Here is a 17,310-nt window from a genome sequence, read left to right as displayed (position 1 = left end):
ATTTGAAATTTTATCTGGATTATTTTATGACAAAAAAATAAAGGCTTTAAGCCTTAAAAAAATCAATTGGTATATCTGTAAACATCGTCGCGGCTATGAAAGCCATCTTTAATCACAGTATCGTCTATGTTAGTCTTGTCAACCGCTATTGGCTCCAGCTTGTAATATGGAACATTGTACTTCCCATCGTAAATCGTATTGCCTACGTTTAATTTCTCCCCTTTTGCCAATTTCACTGCCAACTTCGCCGCATCTCCAGCAAGTTTATCAATTGGCTTGTATATAGTCATAAGCTGAGTACCCTCTATTATTCTCTGACATGCAGCAAGATCAGCATCCTGCGCTACAACAGCCACCTTGCCTGCCAACCTGTGTTCTGACAATGCTTCAATTATGCCATTTGCCAATCCATCGTCACCTGCAATTATTGCATCTATCTTATAATTTTCCTGTATATATTTTTCAGTAGACTGAAATGCGTATTCTGACATCCAGTTTGGAGTCCATTCCTCTCCTAATATGCGTATGTCTCCACTTTTAACCTTTGGAAGCAATACGCTGTCATACCCTTCTTTAATCATCTTTGTGTTGTTGTCATTTGTTGCACCATTTATTATGAGATAATTGCCTTTTGGATACCTTTTAATAAGGTATTCTGCCATTAGCTTTCCGACTTTTACATTATCAAATGAAATATATAAATCTACATTTGAATTTAAGACAAGTCTGTCGTAGGAAATAACCTTGACACCTGCTTTTTTAGCCATCTCCACCGCTGCAGAAGCTTTCTTAAGATCGTTTGGAACAATGACAAGCACGTCAATCTTCTTGTCCAGCAAATATTTCACTTGCTTTAGTTGATCCTCGTCATCATTGTTTGCATTTTGCACAAAAACTTCTGCCCCCAACTCTTTCGCTTTTGCCATGAATATATCCCGATCCTTTACCCATCTTTCTTCTTTCAAAGTACCGAGGGAAAATCCTATCTTTATCACATTTTTATCACTTGTATCGTCAACATATTTGCTAGCTTCATAATATTTGTAAATCCTGTTCCCTAATAACACCAGAAGAACCAGCAATATCAACGTAAGCAGCACTAATACCACATCTCTTAGTTTAATTTTCAAACGCAACACCTCCTTTTGATACTCTATTTTTGTAATCCGTAGGAGTCATGCCTGTCTCCTTTCTAAATATCCTGCTAAAATAGTTAGGATCATTGTACCCTACCTTAAAGCAAACCTCCTTTACACTTATAGTTTCGTCCTGCAAAAACTCTTTCGCCTTTTCTATTCTTACTCGAGTGATGTAATCAACAAAATTGCACTTTGTCTCTTCTTTAAACATCTTGCTGAAATAGTGATAGCTTATGCTCAGCATCTGGGCCACATCGTAAAGTTTTACCTCCTTGTGGTAATTTTTATTTATATAATCAATAGCCTTTGCAATAAGTCCCGTGTAGTATTTCTCCCTATTTCTGTGCAATTTCGTTATAACGTTTGATATAAATTTTGAAAACATATCTTTTAGGCTATCTATTTCGTCGGTCTTCAAAATATCGATAATCAAATTTTCTTCTAATACTGACGTAACATCACAGTAGGTGTTGATTTTAGTCATAACTTCAATAAGAAGGCTAAAGACCTTCGATTTAATCAGTTCTATACTATCTTTATAGTTATGTTGCAATTTTTGAAAAATACTGTTGACATTAATTAAAGCTCCGTCAATGCTATTGGATATGATATTTTCTACAAGCTCAGCCGTATCATAATTTAAACCAAGTTCTTTTGCTTCAGATAGCTTAATGTCGTCAAAATGTGTTATAGCGTCAGAACCTGTCTTTATGGCAAATAAAGCTTCATCATATGACTTCGAAAAATAAGCTGTCTCATATGGTCTGCCTATGCCTATTCTGACTCCTATCTCGAGGTTTCTCATCTCTTTTAAAATCATTTCACAAAAGCTAATTGAATCATTTTTAATTATATATAGATCATCATAAGCTACTGTAGGTACATAGACTATTATCCTGTCAAGCAAAATAGTTGCAAGGCAATCTTTTAAACTTTTTATATATTCTTTAAGGTACATCAGATTTTCGTGCACTTTAACATTTCCCATAAAAATATCCGAATCTGTGCTGTCTTTATCAAGCAAGACGACTACGGCAAAGCCCATATCTAATTTAATATTAAATATATTTCCATAAAAATCAATATCTTCCTGCTTAAAATTAGACGATGACAAGGAATATATCATTTCATTTTCAATATAAGGCAGTATCGCTGTCATTTTTTCCTTCATTTCCAATTCTTTTTCCATATCTTGGCGCTTTTTTTCTATCAATCTTTCGACTTTTTTGACAGTATCTATGACCTTGTTTTTATTTAGCGGTTTTAAAAGGTAGTCTACTACATCTAAGTTTATTGCCTCTTTCGCATAGTTGAAGTAATCATAAGCTGTGATTATGACAAACTCTATATCATTGTGACTTTCCTTAATTCTCTTAATTGCCTCTATGCCATCTATACCAGGCATTCTTATGTCCATGAATACAACATCAGGCTTTAACATGTGAGCTTTTTCTATGGCTTCTCTTCCCGATTTTGCAAAACCTACAACTTCCACGTCTTCACAGTTATTATCAATGATAAATTTTACAGAATCCACCACTATCTGCTCATCATCTGCTATAAGTATTTTTATCATGCTGCACTACCCCTTCCATCAGGAATTTTTAAAGTCACCCTTGTTCCATATCCTATGCGGCTTTCTATCTCTATGACATCACTTATATTGGGCTTGTTGTAGTATAGCCTTAAACGGTTTATCACATTGTGCATTCCAATGCCTGTGACATGCTTATTCTCATCGTTGTCAGGATCATCCGCAGCCAGAATCTTCTCAATACTTTCCTTAGTCATTCCCATACCGTCATCTATGACATCAATATGAATACTTTCTCCTACTCTTTTAATCTCTATCTTTATATGACCATCTCTATCCATGTCTTCTATACCATGAATGAATGCATTTTCAACAACAGGCTGAACAATTGTACAAGGCACCTTTACATCTAAAAGTTTCTCATCTATGTTCGCCTGGAACTCCACTTTATCGCCAAATCTTGTCTTTAGAATGTACATGTAATTAAACACATTGTCTATTTCTTCTTTCAGCGTAACTGGTTTATCAAGTTTTCTAAGATTGTACCTGAAAAGATCCGCCACCTTTTCTATAAATTCAGATGATTTTTCTGCGCCTTCCATCATAGCGATTTGTGATGCGGCATTTAAAGTATTAAATAAAAAATGTGGATTTATCTGGGACTGGAGTGCCTTCAACTCCGATTCTCTCAAGATATTTTTCATCTTAAGGTTCTGCATCTCTTGCTCTTTAAGACGCTTTTCTACTTTAGCCTGCATTTTTATCTCATCTATATAATTTTTAATATTAGTAACCATATTGTTAAAAGCATCAGCCAAGATATTAACTTCATCGTCTGTCTTAATTTTAATTGGATCTATGTCAAAATCTCCTTTTGAAATCCTCATTGCTGTGTCAGATAACTCTGAAATTGGCTTTGTTATCCTATATGTGTATATAATCGCTAACACGATATTTAAAACCACAGATATAACTATCAGAAAAATATTTAAAAAGCTTATAAAAACCATATTCTTAGATATCTTGTTGTACTTTATTGTACCTTCTTGAAGTTTATTGTACATTAAATTATTGATGTATAATTTTATATAATCATTTATTTTATTTGCTCTTGTGAAATACTCTATATATTCGCTGCTTATTCTGCCCCTCTTGGCATTTACAGCTTTATCTGTCTCAGATAGAAGGCTTATTATCATATTGCCAATGTCCTTTTGCATGAGGCTGTCATTATCATACGTTGTTATGCTTATCATGTCTTCAGCACTATTGTTTAGCTTGTTGCTAATGGTGTAATAATTTAGAAGCGAATCGGAAGATTTTGTAGAAAGATATTTTTCAACTTCTGTCTCCAGAGAATTTATGTCGTTGTTAAGGCTATTTAAGTAGACATAATCAGTAAAAATAGACTTTAACCTGTCTATTACAATTTTCGCATTATAATAAGAGTATATGCTTGTAATCCCCATAATAAGTGTAGTTATCAAAAGATGTGCAAATATTTTTCTTCTTATTCCTTTAAACTGAAATAAACTCTTATTCACCATAACACCTACTAATCTTTTTGTTTTGTCTTATCCTCATACTCTTTTACATTGCTTTTAGTTATTATATTTACGCCTGTGTCTATAAAAGTAGAAACATCGTTATTTTTTTTGATCTCAATCAAGGCTTTAATGCTTTCATAACCCATCTTATATGGATCGCTCACCACTGTACCATAAATTATGCCTTTGTCAACGTACCTTAATATATCAGGCGTATCTCCATATCCAACTATAGATATTTCACCTACCTTGCTGAAATCCACCACCACTTGTGAGGCACCAATTGTATCCACAGAATCTGTAATGTACAAAGCATTTATACCATCGTTGCTGTTTATGATGGACTGAGTTATTTCTTCTGCACTTAAAGCACCTAACTGTGACGTATATACTTTTGAAACTTTCATACCTGGTACACTGTTTATAATGCTTAAGAATCCATTCAGTTTTAAGTTCTGGCTTGTTGTGTCATTTCCTACATCATTGCTCATGATAACAGCTATATTAGCTTTGCCTCCTGTAGACTGTCTCATAAGCTTTCCAGCTTCTTCTCCCAAAATAAAGCTGTTGGCACCTACAAAAGACTTCCTTTTGCTGTCTTTTAAATCATTTTCAATTGTAACAACAGGTATATTGTTTGCATAAGCTTCATCTATCAGCGTATTGAAGTCCCCATCATATGAAACATGTGTTATAATACCATCTACTTTTGATAAAACTGCTATATCGAGAAACTCCAATTCTTCATTAATATTATTAAACTTTGGAGCATTAAATTCGACAGCGACGTTATAGTATTTTGCAGCATCTTCCGCACCTTTTTGCACTTCCTTCCAAAACGGATCCACCGAATTTTGTGCTACTAAATAAAAGTGATATAATGGTTTACCTGCTAAAACAGGTTCCTCGATCTGCTGAAATTTATATAAAAAAATGCTTAATACTGCAATTAGCGTTATCAATATCAATATTATATTTTTCTTAAAGAAATTAAAGATGCTATGCAACGTTTTCATAATTATTTCTTGCCCCCTACCCATAAATATTACAACAGGGATTGAAATTTTTCAATAGTCACATATTAAGTCAATGTCACACAATATTTTATTCTACAAAAAACAAAAATCCTCTTTCGAGGATTAATATATGTCAAAGTGCTACTTATTTATAACAAGTGTAGACTTGGAAACTTTCTTTATGATGTAATAACCAATTACAGTGACTACAGTATTTACCACTGCTGTAGGTATGACAACTGTCAGCATCAAGAGATAAAATGGTCCCGGAAGTCCTGCTACAAGCGACACAACGCCTAAAAAAACTGAACCTGAAATGATTGTCCCTATGATGCCAACTACTCCAGCGATGATTCCTTCATTTACTCTGTTTCTCAAAACCTTAAGCATCAAAATTATGATTGTAGATGTGACAAGTTTATCGATTGGATTTGCAATCTGTCCTCCAGGCATAGATCCTGTCAATGCCGTCAATATTCCTGCGATGATTGCTGTTACATAATTGATTTTCAGATCGTCGACGATCATCAATGATATGAAAAGCATGGAAAGCATAAAATCTGGCCTCATATTTAACATGAAAGCTGGAGTGATAAAATGTAACACTACGCCAATAGCCATAAGCAATGCGCAAAGTATAAACTCTCTCAATGTCTTTCTTGTATCCACTTTCTTCACCTCCCTCCTTAAAAAATGTAAATTAAAAAGCCTTCCACCCCTAATGTAGGGGCGAAAGGCTATGCTTCCACGGTGCCACCCTTCTTAAGACAATATGTCTTATCTCTAAGCACACTAACATGTGCATCACATATAACGGTGTTTACCGGCTCGGCTACTACACTTCACCTCGCATCTCACAGGCCCATTCGCTAAAGCTATAATAATCAGGCTCACACCATCCCTGACTCGCTTGTATTAATCGCTTAAGCTACTATTCCTGATCATCGAAAAATCTTTTATTTTTTATCATTATACAGCAATAAAATGGATTTGTCAATCATTTTTAAAATTTTTGGACAATATTCGCATTTGAGATCTTATTGCAATAAAAACAATCTCCCCAGCAAAAACTGAGGAGATATTGTGCTATCTTTGCACTGTCGGCCTAAACATGTCTAAAACTCCTAACACGACGTGCGCCAATCCAAAGCCAGTAATTCCAGCACCCAACATTCCGCCTGTCATAAGTCCCGCAGCCGTCACAGCCGCTCCAACACCAGTAACAACCCAACTCGTAGTTCTTCCATTCATAATATGCGCCTCCCCAATCAATATTGTTTGTAAAAAAAGAAAAAATATGACTGGAAAGGACATTGTAAAATAAAAAATTTTATGAATTTTAATCACCTTACAAGCCAGCCGCCATCGACAGCTAATACGTGTCCGTTTACATAGTCTGAAGCTTTGCTTGCCAAAAATACTAAAGCTCCCATCACGTCAAACGGGTGACCCCATCTTCCTGCAGGTATTCTCGAAAGTATCTCGGCATTTCTGCTTTCATCAGCTCTTATTGGCGCTGTATTGTTGGTTTCAATATATCCTGGAGCTATTGCATTTACCTGTATGTTTTTGTCTGCCAATTCATTTGCAAAAGCCCTTGTAATTCCTACAACCCCGTGTTTTGATGCCGTATATGCCGGTACAAATTTTCCGCCTTGAAACGAAAGCATTGAAGCTATGTTTATGATTTTTCCTCCACCTTGTTTGACCATTACCTTCGCCACTTCATGGCTTAAATAATACACCGCATTCAGATTGATGTCTAAAACAGTCTTCCAATCTTCATCTTTGTATTCAAGCAAAGGAGACCTTTTTATTGTACCTGCATTGTTTACAAGCACATCAATCTTGCCATAAACCTCAAGACATCTGTCTACAACTGCATTTATATTTTCTCTCCTCGATAAATCTGTCTGGAAGAATTCCACCTTGCCGCCTTCTTTTTCGATAAGCTCTCTTGTTTCATCAAAGCGATTATTATGGGTAACTATAAATAAATCAGCTCCGGCTTTCGCTAAAGCCACCGCATACCCTTGTCCTAATCCTGTATTCCCACCTGTCACAATTGCCACTTTTCCGTCTAATCTGAAAAAGTCCATTGAAAAATCATTAATGCTGTGCATGATTAACCCCTCCTCATCTTAGATCTTTTGTAGGTATAGTGTCCATATCGGTAAATGTCTGATTCTCGCCTACCATTCCCCATATAAACGTGTAATTCTTTGTACCTACGCCAGAGTGAATCGACCAGCTTGGAGATATAACCGCTTGCTCATTTTTTACGACAATATGTCTGGTCTCATTTGGCTTGCCCATAAAGTGAAACACCACATTATCTTCATCCATATTGAAATAAAGATAAACTTCCATCCTCCTATCATGGGTATGGCACGGCATCGTATTCCATATGCTACCAGGTTCTAATATAGTCATGCCCATCACCAATTGGCAGCTTTGACATACTGCAGGATGGATGTACTGATTTATCGTTCTCTTATTGCACTCTTCATCAGTGCCTGCTTTTACTTTGTTTGCATCGTCTAAACCTATTTTAACTGTAGGATAGCTCTTATGGGCTGTAGCGCTATTGATGTAAAACTTTGCAGACTTTAGGGCATCTACACTTTCAAAGCTTACTTCCTTTACCCCCATGCCAACATACAAGCCATCGCTATTTTTCAGCTCATATTTTTCGCCATCCAGATTTACGATACCCGTTCCGCCTATATTAATTATGCCCATCTCTCTTCTTTCCAAAAAATAATCTGTTCCCAATTCTTTGCTTGTCTCCAGTCGAAGCACCTCATTTATCGGTACAACGCCTGCCACGATTATCCTGTCTACATGGCTGTAGACCATATTAATCTTATCTGCCTCGAATAGATTTTCGATTAAAAAATGTCTTCTCAATTCAGATGTGTCATAGTGCTTAACGTCCTCATAATGACTGGCATATCTTATCTCCACAAAAAATACCTCCTTTATATGTTACCGTTAACGTAACGTCTAAATAAAGTATACTCTTTATTTAAAAAATAGTCAATAACACTATTAGCTTTCCCTTAAAGATTTTCTAACTATCAATTGTGGCTTAAGGATGATTTTCTTCGGAATCATCTCATTACCTGTCAACAAACTTATCATCGTTTCTGCAGCCACTTTTCCCAATTGACTTCCATTTTGATCCACCGTCGTCAATGGAACAGGCAACATAGACGATTGCTGAATATTGTCGTACCCCGCTATACCTACATCATCTGGTATTTTAATATTGTTCAAATAGCAGTATTTTATGACTCCTAATGCGACAGTATCATTTATTGCAAAAATGCTGTCAACACCTTTTTCGATTAAGGTTTTTGCCAAGTTAAATCCATCATCAAATGTGGCATCGCTTTCTAAAACAATATCACTCTGATATTCTATGTTATTTTCTGCCAATATATCTTTATATGCTCTTAATCTTTCGTTTGAAGCGCTGGAACTTGATGGTCCAAGTATAGCTCCAATCTTTTTAAATCCCTGTTTTACCATGTGCCGTACGATCTCTGATGCTCCATGGTAGTTGTCGTTGCCGACAAAGTTTGCATCAAGCCCATCAACGTAATTATCCGCTACAACAAGCGGTATTTCTTTTAGAATCCCTTCATAATCTTCTTTCTTTGGTTTTACAGGCAAGATAATTATTCCGTCAACTCTGCCTTCTGCCAAAAAGTTAAGATACCTTCTTTCTTCTTCCTTTTTTCTGTCGCTATTGCAGAGCAATAGCCCATAACCATGAAGGCTTAGATATGAACTGACACCTTTGCTTACTTGTGAATAATATTGATTTGTTATATCGGGTATAATGAGTCCAATCATATTGGTTTTTTTCGTGACAAGGCTTCTGGCAGCAAAATTGGGCCTGTATCCTAATTCTTCACAAGCTTTCAATATCCTTTCTTTTGTCTCTTTTGATATTTGGCCGCTGTTATTCAATGCTCTGGATACAGTCATAGCTGAGACTCCACAATACTTCGCAACATCTCTTATATTAACCAAATCAACCCACCCTTTTTTGATTTTATTAATATCTTTAATATATTTTCAAACATTTGCATTATAGCTCATATAATAATGAAAAATAAAACATACATGACTAGATATAACTATTACTATAATAAATTATAATTGTTTTTCTACATATTGTTAATATCCTACAAGTAATTATGTAACAGCAAATATTATTATTAACAAATAAAGGAAGGTTATTATATATACCTTCCCATTTTCAAACCATCTATAGATAATTCATAGTCAAATTTCAAAATATTTGCTGCGCTATTATTTTTAAATCTTGCAAATTAACTATTCCATCATTATTAATATCAGCTAAACTAGCACTTTTCCAATTAGAATCATTTGATTCTATCTGATAGTAATATGTTGCAATAGCTAAATCTCCAATATCAACAATGCCATTATTATTTAAATCCATAGATTTATAGTTAACTGTAACAATTGCCTGAGCCTTATATACCGAATCATCGACTGTCCCATAAACATTAAATGATTGAATATGCTGATAATCTATTGGATCAACCGCATCCCAAGTTACATTCACTTGTCTGATAGAGCCGTCACTGTATACAGCTGTTACAGTAGTAGGAAGTTGAGGTGGATTATTAATTATTGTATTTACATTTATGGGTTTTATAGAAGTAATTGTGGGTGGTATATTTGATTCACTTGTCATAGTAAATGAAAAATCATCAAACGTGCCCCAATAAGACCCATTCGTTTCTACCTGAATTCCTATTGTACATGTCCCTGTAGTAACATCAATATTATTAATTGAATATTGTACCCATTTCCCCCACCCCGTATTAATTATATTAGTAGTTATTTGTGCTCCACCATAATCGCTTGCAAACAATTGTATATTTGCATTGCCTTCAGATGGGTCACCTTCTGCATAGACTGTTAAAGAATATATACCATTTGGTATATTTGAAATAGTTTGTGAGATTTTGAATGTATAACTTGAATTATAATAAATTGCAAGAGAATTATTACCCGATTTTATTTCTTCAGGCTTGCCAGAAGAATCAATAGAAGCTATATTACTTTGACTTTGTACAATAGTCCAATTATCTAAGCCAGATTCAAAACTAGAATTTTGCACAAGATTAACAGGATCAGCTTTTGCTTCATTTATTGACATGTTAACAAAAATCAAAAAAGCACCTAAAAAAACGGAAAATATTTTTAGAATCTTATTCATGAATATTCCTCCTAATCAATTCATTTTATTTAATCAGAATCTATTTTATAAATTCTTACAAATATTTCAATCATGTAGTGCATAATAATTAAAATATTATGCACTACAAATTATATTAATCACTTTTCTAAGTCTTTTATTACATTATAAATAACTGCTGCAGCTTCTGCTCTAGTTGCATAATTTCTAGGGTCAATCTTATTATTATCTTTACCATTTACTATACCTGATTTAACAAGTGTGGCAATACTTTCAACTGCATACGATGATATATCATTTATATCTGTGAATTTATTTAAATCATAACTTGTTCCCGTTGAGTTTAATATGCCAAGCAACTTAAGAGCATTAGCAGTCATTACGAACATATCTTCTCTTTTAATAGAATCATTAGGATCAAATTTGTTATCACCAACTCCTGAAACAATTCCAAGTTTTTTAGCTATTCCAACAGAATTATAATAGTAATTTGATGCCTGAATGTCACTAAAATTCTGATCAACTTTCGCAGTCAACCCAAGGGCTGTCAAAAGCATAGTTATATAATCTGCCCTAGTTATCTTAAGATTCGGACTAAACAAGTTCTTTGATGTACCGTTAGTAACACCTTTAGATGCAAGAACTTCTATTGCATTTTGAGCCCAATTGCCTCTTATATCACTAAATGTTTTATGAATAAATGCTTCTACATATTTTCCTGAATGTATTGTTCTAAATATCAATTCACCTGATTTAGTATCATACATAGAGTTTGGTATTGATGAAACTGAACCATTGTCATCAATATACAACACAACAATATGATCCAAATCTTTCAATTCCCCAGCAGTAGGTGTATAAGGAATTTTTATCACTACATGTGAATCAGGATTATTCCAAGAAATACTAGTACCATCTATCTTTATACCAAAGTCTATGCCTGTTCCAATAATATCAAACTGTTTTAATTCATTACTTAATTCTGACTTATCAATGTTTTTGAAGCTAAAAGTTATTTCTTTTGATTGTTTTATTTCATTTTCATTAAATATATTAGTCGGAATTATAACTGTAGCAATCCCCATTGTAAGTTGAACTTCCTGCTTTTCATCATTTGATGCTAAAAACGACGCTGGGAATTTAATATCGTACTGTTTCAAACCATCAACTTTAGGTATACTTATTACAACATTTTTTGTCCCATCTTCACTGGTTTTAGCACTTTTCATAGCTCTGTTTAAATCGTCAACATTTAAAGATACTGTAGAAATGCCGTTAAGATAATCAACAGATGGCTTTACTGATATTTCACCATCATAAACCAAATTATTTGTATTTCCACTATTGGTATTTGTTGTTCCTGTCCAATTTTCATCATTCCCGACATTTGCACTAATAATTTTTATGCTTGTACTTGTCAATTTAGGAAATATAATGTTGCCTTCTGGCGCTGTCCCTAATTGCGCACTTCTAATCATAATATAACCACTGGTAGATTGTGAGATTTTTTTAGCATGTATAGTAAGCTTTATTATGTCAGCATTTGCACCATTTAATCCACCAATATCAACTCCTAAAATCTTAGCAATTCCTTGTGAATTATCATAATTACTATCTATAATCATCGAATTTCCAACGTTATCTAAACTTAAAACTTCAAATACCCTAGGATCATAATTTAATATAATATCATGGCTATATACTGCTTGAGAAACATCAGATATATCTATCTCTGCAGTAAAATCTTCCCCTGCAAGCACCGAATTTGGTGACGATAATGTCATTGTCGCTATTCCTTCTACAGCAATTGTAGTACTTGACAGTGCGGCATCAATATAATTACTTCCGTCATTAGTAGTTTGCAATTTAGCTTCTGAAACTGAAATATTACTATACGTTAATTGATCAATCACTTTTGCTCTAAATGTTAGACTAATTAAATTTGTATCTGATGTTAACCCTTTGCTATTTACAACATCAATTACAATAGTTCCTGGTATTTCATTATATACCTTTGAAATTATAGTATTATCATCTGTTGCAGTAGCTTTTGCAAAATCAAAAATTTGCGGATCATAGTTTATTATGATTTCCTGTGCGTAAATTATTTGTGATACATCTTTTAATCCATAATCGATCTCAAATACATCACCACTATTTATATAAGAAGGTGTTGTCAAAACTGTTGACGCTGGTCCACCAATCGGATTACCAGAATCATCGACTTGAATAAGTTGTATATCATCAAAATTACCCCAATTGCCACTATTTCCATTGATAGTTAACCCAACTGTAACTTGACCATTAGTCACTTTAATTAATGGAATAGTAGGATGTTGCCATACAAGCCATCCTGAATTATGCACATCTGCAGCTAACTTGGAACCACCATAATCACTTGCAAATAACTGTAAACTATTTTCACCTCCACCACCATCTACGTACGCACTCAATTGATAATATCCATTTTTTAGCCCAGTTATTGTTTGCGATATTGTAACTGTAAATGCCCTATCACTCCAATAATTCAACGAATATTTACCTGAATGCGCATTAGCAGCATTTTTATCAATTTTTACTGCTGATGTATCTCCTGATACATTCCAATTTGCTAATGATCCATCTTCAAATCCTGGATTTTGCACATAATTTATTAAACTTGTTACCGCAACAGTAGCTATCGCTTTATATCTTATGCCAAAAACCGTACCTGTTATAGTAAAATTTCCCGGCTGAGCATATTTACTTGAATCAATATTTTCCCAAGTAACCGATGCCGGTTTAACAGATCCATCATCATAGACTATATTTACAGTTGTTGGCAATACAGGTGCCTGGTTAACTGTTGTTGATACGTTTACGGGTTCTATAGATAATGCTTGTGGAATTATAGTTCCTTGGGTGCCTGACACAAGGTTAAAAACATCAATTGATGGCAATGCATTACCATTAAAGTCAAACAACGCTTGATTTTCCCACCCATCACCTTCACCTGTTTTCCATCCCGCTCCAACAACTGGAATCCAATCTGGTTCCCAGTAAAAAATACCTAACCCTTTATTATTTGGAACCTGTGACACAGCTGCCATCACATCTCTAATTGCAGTAGCTTGTCCTTCAATAGATGCTTTATATCCTCCAATTGCTTCTTCCTTGCTTCCAAAGTTATTTTCAGTATTATCAGCATTACTCAATGTATAAGCATATGCAGTTTCAGCAATAACAATATCTTTATTATACCTTTGACTTATATCATTAATATTATTTTTCAATTCATCAAGTGTTCCACTCCAATATGGATAATATGAAAGCCCTATAACATCAAAATCTGTAACTCCCTGATTGTAAATTAAATTATCAAAGAACGAGCGATAAAGCGTATTATTGCCTCCATTTGACAAATGTATCATGATTTTTATTCTTTTTTCTGGATCATTATTGTTTGGATCATTATCTCTTACGGCTTTAATACCTTGCTGTAATAGAGCTGCAAGTCCGGAATATCCACCTGCTCCCTCTCCTGAAATCTCACCATCAGGCCATAAAATACCATTATCTATTTCATTTCCTATTTGAACCATATCTGGTAATACGCCATTATTTTTCATATCATTTATAACTTTAGCTGTAAAATCATATACATCTTCTTGAAGTTTCACACCATGATCATTAGCCCAAGCTGCTGGCTTGTTTTGTTTCCCAGGATCGGCCCAAAAATCGCTATAATGAAAATCTAGCAGCAGCTTTAATCCAAGTATCTTAGCTCTTTTTGCCATTTCTATTGTTCTTTTCTCATCGTTATTGCCTCCTCCCAATGGATTCCCATTAGAATCTACCGGATTATTCCAAATTCTAAGACGAATCCAGTTAACACCATGATCTTTGAGAATTTGCAAAAGATCTTTTTCCACGCCATTATCATAAAATTTGCCTCCACATTGCTCTATTTGAGATAACATAGAAACATCTGCGCCTTTTATAAAATCCGATCTAAGTCCTGGTATTGGGTTAACATAAAAATTTGTAGTGGTTTGTAATGAACCAATTTGTGATATGTTTGCATCTACAAATGTCAAATTTGAAAAAATCATAGTTAGGATAATAATAAATGCAACAATACCTTTTTTGTTATTCATTATTCTTCCTCCTCGTATTTTTGATAAATTTAAATTATCAGCTATAAATGAGAAAACTATTTAAAATGCGATAAAAATAATCATTGTTTTTTGTTAAGATAGTTATTTATAATAGAATAATAATGATTATTTTTTAATTCTAATTTAACTTAAAAGGATTTTATAATGATTATTAGCAAAATAAATTATTGAATTTAGTAGTATAGATATTATTTATATCAAAAAATTTTTATGATTTTGCTAAAAATAATCTGATTTGAATAAATTGCGATATAATGTAAGTTAAATAAAATTGTCATAATAAAAAGCGAAATTATGTTATGAATACTGCTAAATTATAACAATATTCATAACACTAATTTTTATTTATTTCACAATAAAATTTCTCATTTATAGCATTATACAAATTTTATTCTATAAAAATTTGATTATATTTCTTTGTTCTTAAATTTGCCTATATATACATATAATCTACATCTTTTGAATTTATCTCAATTTCTGCATTATCAGAGACATATAATGATTTCACTTTTAAAACAATTTTACCAACTTTTTTGTTCGCTTTGATATATACAGCTCCTCTTCCAGCTTCAAGCACTAAAGGATTTTCACCAATCAACATACCATTTTCATTTATTTCAAATTCTACAGGTATATTAGCATACGGCAAAATAGAATCATTTTTATCAACAACAGATACAACTACACGCGTGCAATCACTGCCATCGGCATAAATCTCACCATCATCAACTTTTAACAATAATTTATATGGCTTACCATAAGGTTTCAGTGTATGTTTTGCGGCTTCAATTCCATCTATAATTCCAACTGCGGTAATTTCAGCATCATCGACTCTTATATCCATATAATTTATACCAACTTCTTTTAAAGAAACTTCGAATGGAGGATGTGGCAAGCTTGGAAAATCTATTCTATTTGGTTGTACTAATTTTAAAAATTTATCATTAATGTACAATTTTATAAGATCACAATTACTAAAAATCAATAATTTATCTCCATTTTCTTCTTCAAAAGAAGGTATTAAATATGAGGCTATAAATACAAACGCTCCATAAAGCTTTGGATCAGCTTGACTCCTGTAAAAATATGCCGCAAACTTTGGAAGTCTAAAAATATCACATACACCATGATAGCAAATATTATCACCAGAACCAAAAGGCTTTGTTGTATTATAATCAAAGGCACACCATCCGGATGCTCCCGCTATATTTGGTACTCCATATTGCTTATCCTGTATGGCTGCATGTAGCCTCGCATGCGTAATAAGTCTTTGCAAATTGTCATAGGATTTAGTCGGATACATATGTCCCATATATTCTGAAATTAAATATTTTTCATGATTAGGTAGCTGTACTTTACCTTCTAAATTATATATAAAATCATTATAAGTAAAAACATCTTCTAACTTTTCACTATTTCGTAAATATCTAACGCCTCCCGTTGGCCTGCTTCTATCCAAATCATGCGCTATTTTGTTTGTTTCTTCATAAAATTCATGATCATCTTGAGATTCATTTATTCTTACCCCCCACATGAATATACATGGATGGTTTCTATCTCTTAATATCATTTCTCTAATGTTTTCTTTTGTTATCTGTTTCCAACTTTCATCACCAATGTGCTGCCATCCAGGTATCTCCTCAAAAACCAATAATCCTATTTCATCGCACCTTTCTAAAAAAGAAACAGCTTGTGGATAGTGTGATGTTCTAACGTAATTTAGGCCTAACTCATATTTTAATATATCTGCATCTTTTCTTTGTAATCTATCTGGCATTGCACCTCCAACATACGGAAATGTCTGGTGTCTATTTAATCCTCTTAATTTTAATGGTTCATCATTAATGTAAAACTTACCATCATCTCCAAAGTAAACAGTTCTTAATCCAGTCTTAAATGTATAATCATCCAAGATAGTATTATCAACAATTAGTTTTACTACTACATTATAAAGATATGGATGATCTGGATGCCATGTCTGAGGATTATCTATTTTTATTTTTTGAGTAACTTCTTTACCTACATTTATAACATCAATCATCGAAGATGTACAAATGTTCCCATCTTTGTCTATAATCTCTGTCAATAATTTAGAATCATTTACCATATCTCCATTTAATGTAGTTAAAATTGAAACTTCTGCCGAATGTCTATCTAACTTTTCAACTACAAAATATACACCTTCAATATGAAATTCATTGACAATTTTAATATAAACATTTCTATATATACCTCCAAAAAGCATATAATCGACAATAAATCCTTCTGGTGGTATCTCGGGATGTTCTGTTGAATCAACTTGAACTGCAATCAAATTATCAAAATCGCCAAATTTTATATAATCAGTAATATCAAATTCAAAAGGAGTATATCCACCTTTATGCTCGCCAACAAAAATATTATTTATATAAACTTTTGCAATTGTCATAACTCCTTCAAAATGTATATATATTTTTTTCCCTTTGTACTTTTCATCTATACGAAAATGCTTTCTATACCATGAAACAAATCTATAATCATCTTCACTAAAATAATGATGTGGTAAAATTTTATTGGAATGTGGTAAACTTATTTTGGCAAAGTTGCTTTCGTCACATGAAATTTTATCACCATCTATTATATTCTCTGGAATGTACAACCAATCAATATTGAAATTTCTTATCTCTCTTTCCATA

At 33.3% G+C, this 17,310-nt stretch carries 12 protein-coding genes and 1 other annotated feature; all 12 genes read right to left on the bottom strand.

The features are described from left to right. Positions 1 to 62: 62 nt before the first annotated feature. On the bottom strand, positions 63 to 1,130 hold the full coding sequence (locus GSH73_RS02055) for a sugar ABC transporter substrate-binding protein (RefSeq protein ID WP_014757097.1): 1,068 nt from the start codon (positions 1,128 to 1,130) through the stop codon (positions 63 to 65). Then, a complete protein-coding gene (locus GSH73_RS02050; protein ID WP_014757098.1) occupies positions 1,120 to 2,715 on the bottom strand; it encodes a response regulator in 1,596 nt (531 codons plus the stop codon). Before GSH73_RS02050 ends, GSH73_RS02055 begins: the two co-directional genes overlap by 11 nt. Then, a complete protein-coding gene (locus GSH73_RS02045) occupies positions 2,712 to 4,217 on the bottom strand; it encodes a sensor histidine kinase (RefSeq protein WP_014757099.1) in 1,506 nt (501 codons plus the stop codon). Before GSH73_RS02045 ends, GSH73_RS02050 begins: the two co-directional genes overlap by 4 nt. Positions 4,218 to 4,228: 11 nt before the next feature. After that, positions 4,229 to 5,236, bottom strand: coding sequence for a substrate-binding domain-containing protein (locus tag GSH73_RS02040; protein ID WP_014757100.1), 1,008 nt, complete (start codon positions 5,234 to 5,236; stop codon positions 4,229 to 4,231). A gap of 141 nt (positions 5,237 to 5,377) precedes the next feature. After that, the gene (locus GSH73_RS02035) at positions 5,378 to 5,905 is read right to left on the bottom strand and encodes a tryptophan transporter (protein ID WP_014757101.1); all 528 of its coding nucleotides are present in this window, start codon (positions 5,903 to 5,905) and stop codon (positions 5,378 to 5,380) included. Between the two features lie 53 nt (positions 5,906 to 5,958). Beyond that, positions 5,959 to 6,190, bottom strand: a binding site (T-box leader). Positions 6,191 to 6,322: 132 nt separating this feature from the next. After that, positions 6,323 to 6,487, bottom strand: coding sequence for a hypothetical protein (locus GSH73_RS13385; RefSeq protein WP_013788773.1), 165 nt, complete (start codon positions 6,485 to 6,487; stop codon positions 6,323 to 6,325). 92 nt (positions 6,488 to 6,579) lie between these two features. Continuing rightward, positions 6,580 to 7,359 carry a 2-dehydro-3-deoxy-D-gluconate 5-dehydrogenase KduD gene (kduD, locus tag GSH73_RS02030; RefSeq protein WP_014757102.1) on the bottom strand — a complete coding sequence of 260 codons (780 nt, stop codon included), beginning with the start codon at positions 7,357 to 7,359 and terminating at the stop codon, positions 6,580 to 6,582. Between the two features lie 13 nt (positions 7,360 to 7,372). Beyond that, the gene (gene kduI / locus GSH73_RS02025; protein ID WP_014757103.1) at positions 7,373 to 8,203 is read right to left on the bottom strand and encodes a 5-dehydro-4-deoxy-D-glucuronate isomerase; all 831 of its coding nucleotides are present in this window, start codon (positions 8,201 to 8,203) and stop codon (positions 7,373 to 7,375) included. Between the two features lie 84 nt (positions 8,204 to 8,287). Then, positions 8,288 to 9,277, bottom strand: a complete 990-nt coding sequence (locus tag GSH73_RS02020; protein ID WP_014757104.1) for a LacI family DNA-binding transcriptional regulator — start codon at positions 9,275 to 9,277, stop codon at positions 8,288 to 8,290. A 262-nt stretch (positions 9,278 to 9,539) separates the two neighbouring features. Then, complete coding sequence (locus tag GSH73_RS02015) at positions 9,540 to 10,499, bottom strand: Ig-like domain-containing protein (RefSeq protein WP_014757105.1); 960 nt, start codon at positions 10,497 to 10,499, stop codon at positions 9,540 to 9,542. Between the two features lie 119 nt (positions 10,500 to 10,618). Then, positions 10,619 to 14,569 carry a glycosyl hydrolase 53 family protein gene (locus tag GSH73_RS02010; protein ID WP_269089279.1) on the bottom strand — a complete coding sequence of 1,317 codons (3,951 nt, stop codon included), beginning with the start codon at positions 14,567 to 14,569 and terminating at the stop codon, positions 10,619 to 10,621. Between the two features lie 499 nt (positions 14,570 to 15,068). Further along, the gene (locus GSH73_RS02005; protein WP_038068422.1) at positions 15,069 to 17,309 is read right to left on the bottom strand and encodes a glycoside hydrolase family 2 protein; all 2,241 of its coding nucleotides are present in this window, start codon (positions 17,307 to 17,309) and stop codon (positions 15,069 to 15,071) included. Between the last annotated feature and the right edge of the window lies 1 nt (position 17,310).

It is taken from the genome of Thermoanaerobacterium aotearoense (genome assembly GCF_009905255.1).
Taxonomy (GTDB): Bacteria; Bacillota; Thermoanaerobacteria; order Thermoanaerobacterales; family Thermoanaerobacteraceae; genus Thermoanaerobacterium; species Thermoanaerobacterium aotearoense.
This window is presented reverse-complemented; position numbering and strand designations above follow the sequence as displayed.